Raw genomic sequence first — 8,513 nt, forward strand, 5'->3', positions numbered from 1 at the left:
CGCCGACGCTGCGGCGTGACGCCAGCGCCACGACCTCGTCGGCAGGGAATTTGCGCTCGTCCAGAATGTTGAGCATTTCCCGCCCGACATTGCCGGTCGCGCCGACCACTGCGACTTTGTAACCCATCGTTCACTCTCCGAAGAAAAAAGCTCAACCCCTCGCCTCGCGCGAAAGGGAAGAAGTCGCGCTTCTATGCGAGAAACGCCGTCAAGACAACGTCAGACCGGGCCCGCTCGCGAGAGCACGCCGCGCGTCTTGCGCGCCGGGTCCCTGATGCAATCGCACGCCAGAAATCCTTTCCATCCGGCTTTGACCAGCTTTGTCGACGAATGCTACGCGACGCTGGCCCGCCTGATCGCCTATGTGGGGGCGCTGGCGCTTTTTGTCATTGTCGCCGTACATGGCTGGGACGAGCTGCAGCTCGACATGACCGCCGATCCGGCGGCTCCGCCGAATTTTGTCCTGGCGGAGCGTTCACGTCCGGCCTTTGCCGTCAGCTCGCTTGATACACTTGAAAAATCAGAGAGTTACCAAATATTCCGGCACCCCGCAGGCGGCCGCAAGGATGTCTTCCACTGGGCCTCGGCGGGTGAAAAAGCCATCGCGGAACTCGAAATCTACCGCCCGGGCGGCGAGTTCACCGCTTCCGAGCCCGCGGCCGGGGACTTGGCGGTGCGGATGGCCGACGACGGCGCTCGGCAGGAGCTGGAGCCTGCCGGCATGATTGAAAGCAAATTCGGCAGCTTCGCGCTAGTTCGGCGCGCCGGCCGCCTTGATCCGGCGGCGGCCTGCCTCAGCTTCGCCAAGCGTTTTGGCGACCCCGTCATGCTGCAGATTTCCGGCTGGTCATGTCAGGGGACCAGCCTGCCGGCGCGGCGGGCCGCGATCGGCTGTATGCTCGACCGGCTGACGCTGCTCGCATCCGGAAACGAGCCCAAACTGGCTGAACTGTTCGCCCATGCCGAACTCAAGCGCTCGGGCTGCGCGGCGCCGGCGGCCGCCTCGGCGGATTGGGTGACCCGGTCGGACACCCCGGGGTTGCGCGGCGCGCTGTAATTGCGGCCCTCCCAAGGCACTGGTTTTCATGCGACTTTTTGACCGGCGGGCGCTTTATTCCCGGCGACTGTGGCCGGATTGACCTTGTGAGGCCGGGCCCCGCAGCTACAATGGTGGGCGAAGCAGTAATGGCGGCTACTCGCCAAAAGAGGACCTGATGACCCCAAGAATTTCAGCCGCGAGCAAGGTTGCGGCGTTGTTTGCAGCGCTCGCCGTCAGCACGATCGGCTTCACTGCCTCATCGGCCAGCGCGCAGACGCCGGCGAAGGAAACCAAGCGCCAATACGACAGCCGCGGCCGCATCTACTACGGATCGGGCGGTCCGAACGTATCCTACCAGCAAGGGCCGCATACCCGCGTCTTCATCACCAAGCGCTCCTGGCTGGATGCGGGCACGGAAGTTCTGCCGGGCGACCGCAAGTTCCAGGACTATGCGTTCCCGCCGGACGTTGGCTATCCGTCGTTTGCGCGCGAGAACAACAACCGGCCGATCGACCGGCAGCCGTTGAACCCGCCTTCGGACATGGGCGGCTATCCCGGGCGGATTCCGCTTCCCTACTGACGATTTGAACCGTCGCCTGGTTGCCATCGCGCCCGCGTTTCGCGGGCGCGATTATTTGCGGCCGTTATGCGTGCAGCGCCTGCAATTCCTTGAGGATCGCTTCGCCCATCTGCGCGGTCGACACCGACGTCGTGCCTTCGGACTTGATGTCGGCGGTCCGCATTCCCTTGGCGAGAACGGCCGCGATCGCCGCATCGATCTTGTCGGCGAGCCCGCCAAGATCAAACGAATAGCGCAGCGCCATTCCGAACGAGGAAATCATCGCAATCGGATTGGCGAGGCCCTTGCCGGCAATATCGGGCGCCGAGCCGTGCACCGGCTCGAACAGCGATTTGCGCGTCTTGCTCTTGGCATCGATCTCGCCGAGCGAGGCCGACGGCAGCATGCCGAGCGAGCCTGTCAGCATCGCCGCGATATCCGACAGCATGTCGCCGAACAGATTATCGGTGACGATGACGTCGAACTGCTTCGGCGCTTTCACCAGATTCATGCCGCCGGAATCCGCAAGCTGATGCTCGAGCTGCACATCCTTGTATTCGCGGGCATGAACCTGCGTGACGACCTCGTTCCAGAGCACGCCTGACTTCATCACGTTGCGCTTCTCCATCGAGGTCACCTTGTTCCGGCGCTTCCGCGCCAGATCGAAAGCGACGCGCGCGATGCGCTCTATCTCGTAGGTGTCATAGACCTGGGTGTCGATCGCGCGCTTCTGGCCGTTGCCAAGATCGGTGATGGTTTTCGGTTCGCCGAAATAGACCCCGCCGGTGAGTTCGCGCACGATCATGATGTCGAGCCCTTCGACCACCTCGCGCTTCAGACTGGAGGCTTCCGCCAGCGCCGGATAGCAAACGGCGGGCCGCAGGTTCGCGAACAGGCCGAGATCCTTGCGCAAGCGCAGAAGCCCGGCCTCCGGCCGCGCATCGTAGGGGACACTGTCCCATTTCGGTCCGCCGACTGCGCCGAAAATCACGGCATCGGCGGCGTTCGCCTGGGCCATGGTTGCATCGGTAATGCTCTGTTTGCTGGCGTCATAGGCGGCGCCGCCCACCAGGCCCTCCTCGGTCTCGAAACGCGCGATTCCTTGCGCATTGATCCAGGCGATCAGGCGCTTGACCTCGCCCATCACCTCGGGGCCGATACCGTCACCGGGAAGAAGCAGCAGTTTGTGGGTCGCCATGATCTAGAGCTCCGATTCCGAAGTTCGCAAGATATCGCGGCAGCCTCTGATGCGAACTTCGGAATCAAAGGAGCTTTGGCAGGCGGGCCGAGCCCGGCAATGACAGAGGAAATTCTGCGCGGAGTGCTAATGCGCCGTTGCGCCAATGGCAAGACACCATTGCTGGTGGCGCTCTGTGCAATGCGGTCTCTTGGCGTCATATGACGATCTACTGGAGACCGCGCCGTGACCCTTTCCGATCCCCTGAAACGGCCTGCATCCCCTGCAACGCTGATCCTGATCCTCTCGCTGGCGCCAACCGTCGGACTAGGCATCGGGCGCTTTGCCTACTCGCTCGTGCTACCGGACATGCGCGACACGCTGGGCTGGTCGTATTCGGTGGCCGGCTTCATGAATACGGTCAACGCGGCCGGCTACCTCGCCGGCGCCTTTGTTGCGGCAGCAGCGATACGCCGATTTGGCCTCGCCGCGACCGTACGCTGGTCGACGCTATCCTGCCTGCTCGCGCTTGCACTCAGTGCTCTCTCCGGAAATTTCTTCGTCTTGAGCTTTGCCCGGCTTTTGGTCGGCGTCGGCGCTGCGCTGGCCTTTGTCGCCGGTGCCGCGCTGGCGGCGCGGATTGCCCAGACCCACCCGGCACGCGCGGACTTTCTCCTGAGCCTGTTCTATGCCGGGCCCGGGCTTGGCATCGTGACGTCCGGGCTGGTCGCACCTTTCGTGCTGCAGGCGATGGGGCCGGGCTCGTGGTGGATGGTGTGGTGGGCGATGACGCTGCTCTCCGCGATGCTGACGATTCCGCTGCTGATGGCGCCGCTCGGGGACGGCAGCGGCCCGGGCGCTGCCAAATCTGCGCCCTTTGCGATCCGCCCGATCCTGATCTATCTCGCCGGCTATTTTCTGTTCGGCGCGGGCTACATCGCCTACATGACCTTCATGATCGCCTATGTGCGCGATGCCGGCGGCGGTGCGATGGCGCAAAGCGCGTTCTGGTGTCTGCTCGGTGCCTGCGCCTTCGTCACGCCCTGGGTGTGGCGGCGCGTGCTGGCGTGGGACAGCGGCGGTCTCTCGACCACGATCATCCTCGGCGTCAACGCGCTTGGCGCAGCGTTGCCGCTTGCCGGCCATTCCGCGCTGATCTTGACCGTCTCGGCTGTGGTGTTCGGCATCTCGTTCTTTGCGATCGTCGGATCGACCACCGCATTCGTCCGCTTCAACTCGCCGCCGGAAGCCTGGCCGAAGGGAATTGCGGCCATGACCATTGCTTTCGGGATCGGCCAGACCCTGGGACCGACGGTCGTCGGCGCGATCACCGACGCGTTCGGCAGCCTGTCCTATGCCTTGAACGCCTCGGCCCTGTTGCTGGTCGTTGGCGCTATCGCGACCGCGTTTCAGCGCAAACTGAAAACGGACGCCGTTCCCGTCGCGCAACGACGGGCATCAGCTTCCGCTGAATGAATTGTAGCCCTGGTCTTCCCAATAGCCGCCTTTGTAGTCGTTGGTGACTTCCATCGAGACCACGTATTTCGGGTTCTTGAAGCCTAGCTTGGTCGGGACTCGGATCTTCATCGGATAACCGTAGGCGCGCGGCAGGATTTCGTCTGCGAATTTGAAGGCCATGATGGTTTGCGGATGCAGCGCCGTGCGCATGTCGAGCGGGGAGTTGTAGCCTTCACGGTCGGCGCACTGGAACCAGCAATATTTGGCGTTAGTGTCCGCGCCGATCAGCTTGAGGAAATCGCGCAGCGGCGTTCCGGTCCAGCTCCCGATCGCGCTCCAGCCTTCGACGCAGATATGACGCGTCACCTGCTTGACCTGAGGCAGCTTGTAAAGTTCATCGAGCGTCCATGACTTCTTGTTCTCGACGAGCCCGCTCACCTCGAACTTCCAGTCCTTGCCGTCGATCTCCGGCGCATCGTCGAGTTCATAATAGGCATTGAACGGAAACGGCTTGGTGATCGCGCTTTCCGCAAACGTCGGCGCCATCGCATCCGGGTTGAAGATGAAGGCCTGAAACGCGTCGTTGAATTTCGAGACCTTCTTGAGCATCTCTTCGGCGGAAGACGAATCCAGCACATCGCATCCGGTGAGCAACGTCAGCGCGCCGAAGCTGGCGCCGCCGGCAATGAAACGGCGGCGAACCAGATCAGGCATCGCCTTGGTGGCGTCCTTGATCAGCAACTGCTTGTCGACGCCCGGGATCAGAAGCTTGCGAAGACGGCCCATGACGGGTCTCCCTTTAATGGCTTGAGCATGAGTCTTTCGGAAAACCGGTTTCAACTTTTCCGGCTCATGCTCTAACGGCCGATGATCATGGCGCGCAGGCTCTTCGGCACCAGAACGGCGAGAAGAACATGGATCGCCAGGAAGGCGACGATCGAGGCCATGCAGAAGAAGTGGACGTAACGCGCGATATCGTAGCCGCCAAACAACGCGGTGAGATACTGCAGCTGCACCGGCTTCCAGATCGACAATCCCGAAAGCACAATGACGATCCCGATGACGATGATGCCGGCATAGAGCAGCCGCTGCACTTGATTGTATTTGCTCAAGTCATCGTGCGAGAGCTTGAAGGTCATCGCGGCGAGGGCATCCCCGATAATGCCGCGGATGGAAATCGGAAACAGCTTTCTGGCAAAACGCCCGGTCGCGAAACCCGTGATGAGATAGGCGAGGCCATTGATCATCAGCAGCCACATCGCCGCGAAGTGCCAGAGCAGCGCGCCGCCGAGCCAGCCGCCCAGCGTGATCGAATGCGAGAAGGTGAGGGACGTGAACAGCGGCGAAGCGTTGTAGATCTGCAAGCCGGACATGATCATCAGGATGATCGCAACCGCATTGATCCAGTGCATCACGCGCACCCAGGCCGGTTGAATGACCTTTGCCCTGGTCGCGGTCTTTTCCTCGGCGGCTGCGATGCTTGACATGATGTTCCCGTCTCCGAAAGCAGATCACGCACTTTATACGTCGAAACGCCGGGTTTCGTTACTGCCAAAAACACCGAGGACGCCAGGATATTGCGCCCGGCCCGGAGCGCCGGCGGTCACGGGAATGCGAGGAGGGCAGAAATGCGAGCCGGGCGAACCCCGGCTCGCAAAAGTTGTAGTTTACGAGGCGGGCATCAACACGGTGTCGATCACGTGGATGACACCGTTCGACTGATGCACGTTGGTGATGGTGATCGCGGCGGTGTCGCCCTTGGCGTCGACAATCCAGGTCTTGCCATCGGACTTCTTCACGGTCAGTTGCTCGCCTTCGACCGTCTTCAGCATTTTGCCGTCGGTCAGATCGGCGACATCGAGCTTCCCGGCGACCACGTGATAGGTGAGGATCTTGGTGAGCGTCCCCTTGTTCTCGGGCTTGACGAGGGTGTCGACCGTGCCGGCCGGCAATTTGCCGAAGGCGGCGTTGGTCGGCGCGAACACCGTGAACGGACCCTTGCCTTCCAGTGTCTCGACCAGGCCCGCGGCCTTCACGGCCGCCACCAGCGTGGTGTGGTCCTTCGAGTTGACCGCGTTCTGGATGATGTTCTTGGACGGATACATCGCGGCGCCGCCGACCATGACGGTCTTTTCTTGCGCGTTGACGGGCCCAACGACGGTTGCGCTCAGGGCGAAGGCGCTGAGAGCAACGGCTGAGAGCAGAGCAATACGCTTGGACATGGAAACGTCTCCCGAATGGGTAATGGCGCGCGGAGATCCGCGGCCGGTGAGGATGCAACGGCAACGACAATCAATGGGGTTGACTGCGTCGTCGTTGGCCGGAGCTACGGGAGGGTTTCGCGGCCGGTTTCGAACAAAATTTCTTCGCCTGCAGTGAAACTATCTGCGACCGTTTACGTGATTTGCTTTCCCGTCTCGCGCCAATTCGGATCAGCATCCGCGTCCCCGCCGCCGTAAAGCCGGGTTTTCGGCCGCAAGAACCTGCAATCCGGCGGTTGCGCGGCGAACCGCCTCTTTGCTAGTGAGACCCTGAGAAATATATGATGATGCGGCCGCTCGCGGCGAGGATTTGACCTTCGCGGCCCCCGATCGGAATGATGGCATGAACGCGCAACAAACAACCAACAACAACGCCAATCTGTTTTCGCGCCTCTTTGACGGGGTCGATGACTTAAAACGCCTTGCGATCGAAACCGTCGATGGCAAGCACATCAGCTATGGCGATTTGATCGCGCGCGCGGGACAGATCGCCAATGTGCTGGTCGATCGCGGCGTGAAGCCGGGCGACCGTGTCGCCGCGCAGACCGAAAAATCGGTGACCGGGCTTGTGCTCTATCTCGCCACCGTCCGCGCCGGCGCGGTCTATCTGCCGCTCAACACCGCCTATACGCTCAATGAACTCGAATATTTCATCGGCGATGCCGAACCGTCGCTGGTGGTGTGCGATCCCCTGAAAGCGACGGGAATTGCCACGATCGCCGCCAAGGTCGGCGCCAAAGTCGAAACCCTCGCGTCTGACGGCAAAGGCTCGCTGACGGAGGCCGCAGACAGAGCGCAGTCGAGCTTCGCGACCGTGCCGCGCGAAAACGGCGATCTCGCCGCCATCCTCTACACCTCGGGAACCACCGGACGCTCCAAGGGCGCGATGCTGACGCACGATAACCTCGCGTCGAATTCGCTGACGCTGGTCGATTACTGGGGCTTCAGCGACAAGGACATCCTGATCCACGCGCTGCCGATCTATCATACCCACGGCCTGTTCGTGGCGAGCAACGTCACGCTGTTTGCTCGCGGCGCCATGATCTTCCTGCCGAAGTTCGATCCCGACCTGATCATCAAGCTGATGGCGCGCGCAACCGTGCTGATGGGTGTGCCGACCTTCTACACGCGGCTGTTGCAAAATCCGGCGCTGAACAAGGAAACCACCAAGCACATGCGGCTGTTCGTATCGGGCTCGGCGCCGCTGCTCGCCGAGACCCACCGCGAATGGTTCGCCCGCACCGGCCACGCCGTGCTGGAGCGCTACGGCATGACCGAAACCAACATGAACACGTCGAATCCTTACGACGGCGAGCGCGTCGCCGGCGCCGTCGGCCACGCGCTGCCCGGCGTCTCCGTGCGCGTCACCGATCCCGAAACCGGCAAGGAACTGCCGCGCGACGAAATCGGCATGATCGAGGTCAAGGGACCGAACGTCTTCAAGGGCTATTGGCGGATGCCGGAAAAAACCAAAGCCGAGTTCCGCGAGGACGGCTTCTTCATCACCGGCGATCTCGGCAAGATCGATGCCAAGGATTACGTGCACATTCTCGGCCGCGGCAAGGACCTCGTGATCTCCGGCGGCTTCAACGTCTATCCCAAGGAAATCGAGAGCGAGATCGACGCCATGCCGGGCGTGATCGAGTCCGCCGTGATCGGCGTGCCGCATGCGGATTTCGGCGAGGGCGTCACCGCGGTCATCGTCTGCGACAAGAAGGCCGATGTCAGCGAGGCATCGGTGCTGAAAGCGCTCGACGGGCGGCTGGCCAAATTCAAGATGCCCAAGCGGGTGTTCGTGGTCGACGAGTTGCCGCGCAACACCATGGGCAAGGTGCAGAAGAACGTCTTGCGCGAGACCTACAAGAATATTTACGCGAGTAAGTAGTCGTTACTGCCCATTCCCTAGCAGGCTGTTGAAAAAGGCGCTCGCCGCCGACCTGCGACCGTGATTCATTGGCTCCGGCGAGATTCGGAGGTGGCGCGTGCGGGGCGGCGACAATCGAACGGGCGAGTTGTTCA

At 62.0% G+C, this 8,513-nt stretch carries 8 protein-coding genes and 1 pseudogene; 4 read left to right on the top strand and 5 right to left on the bottom strand.

Features of this window, described 5'->3' with window-relative positions; genetic code table 11:
* A pseudogene (locus VFL62_RS08215) lies at positions 1–127 on the bottom strand (aspartate-semialdehyde dehydrogenase); the annotation flags it as partial.
* A gap of 183 nt (positions 128–310) precedes the next feature.
* Between VFL62_RS08215 and VFL62_RS08220 the strand changes: the two are divergent.
* Entirely contained in the window at positions 311–1,057 is a 747-nt protein-coding gene (locus VFL62_RS08220) for a hypothetical protein (RefSeq protein WP_325171871.1), read from the top strand.
* Positions 1,058–1,214: 157 nt separating this feature from the next.
* A complete protein-coding gene (locus tag VFL62_RS08225; RefSeq protein WP_325171872.1) occupies positions 1,215–1,619 on the top strand; it encodes a hypothetical protein in 405 nt (134 codons plus the stop codon).
* A 64-nt stretch (positions 1,620–1,683) separates the two neighbouring features.
* Here the strand turns inward: VFL62_RS08225 and leuB are convergent, their stop codons facing one another.
* A complete protein-coding gene (leuB, locus tag VFL62_RS08230) occupies positions 1,684–2,796 on the bottom strand; it encodes a 3-isopropylmalate dehydrogenase (RefSeq protein ID WP_325171873.1) in 1,113 nt (370 codons plus the stop codon).
* A gap of 225 nt (positions 2,797–3,021) precedes the next feature.
* Here leuB and VFL62_RS08235 point away from each other — a divergent pair, with 225 nt between their 5' ends.
* Positions 3,022–4,251: a YbfB/YjiJ family MFS transporter gene (locus VFL62_RS08235; protein WP_325171874.1), complete on the top strand. Its 1,230-nt coding sequence runs from the start codon at positions 3,022–3,024 to the stop codon at positions 4,249–4,251.
* Here the strand turns inward: VFL62_RS08235 and VFL62_RS08240 are convergent.
* The 3 genes from VFL62_RS08240 to VFL62_RS08250 all read right to left on the bottom strand — a co-directional run bounded on the left by VFL62_RS08240 (position 4,234) and on the right by VFL62_RS08250 (position 6,455).
* Positions 4,234–5,019, bottom strand: a complete 786-nt coding sequence (locus VFL62_RS08240) for a molybdopterin-dependent oxidoreductase (RefSeq protein WP_325171875.1) — start codon at positions 5,017–5,019, stop codon at positions 4,234–4,236. The two genes, VFL62_RS08235 and VFL62_RS08240, sit on opposite strands and share 18 nt — an antisense overlap.
* 71 nt (positions 5,020–5,090) lie before the next feature.
* Entirely contained in the window at positions 5,091–5,720 is a 630-nt protein-coding gene (locus tag VFL62_RS08245) for a cytochrome b/b6 domain-containing protein (RefSeq protein WP_325171876.1), read from the bottom strand.
* Positions 5,721–5,900: 180 nt separating this feature from the next.
* A complete protein-coding gene (locus VFL62_RS08250; RefSeq protein ID WP_325171877.1) occupies positions 5,901–6,455 on the bottom strand; it encodes a fasciclin domain-containing protein in 555 nt (184 codons plus the stop codon).
* A gap of 382 nt (positions 6,456–6,837) precedes the next feature.
* Between VFL62_RS08250 and VFL62_RS08255 the strand changes: the two genes are divergently transcribed.
* Complete coding sequence (locus VFL62_RS08255) at positions 6,838–8,379, top strand: malonyl-CoA synthase (RefSeq protein ID WP_325171878.1); 1,542 nt, start codon at positions 6,838–6,840, stop codon at positions 8,377–8,379.
* Positions 8,380–8,513 lie beyond the last annotated feature (134 nt).

Origin of the sequence: Bradyrhizobium sp., assembly GCF_035701725.1 — a bacterium.
Classification (GTDB): Bacteria; Pseudomonadota; Alphaproteobacteria; order Rhizobiales; family Xanthobacteraceae; genus Bradyrhizobium.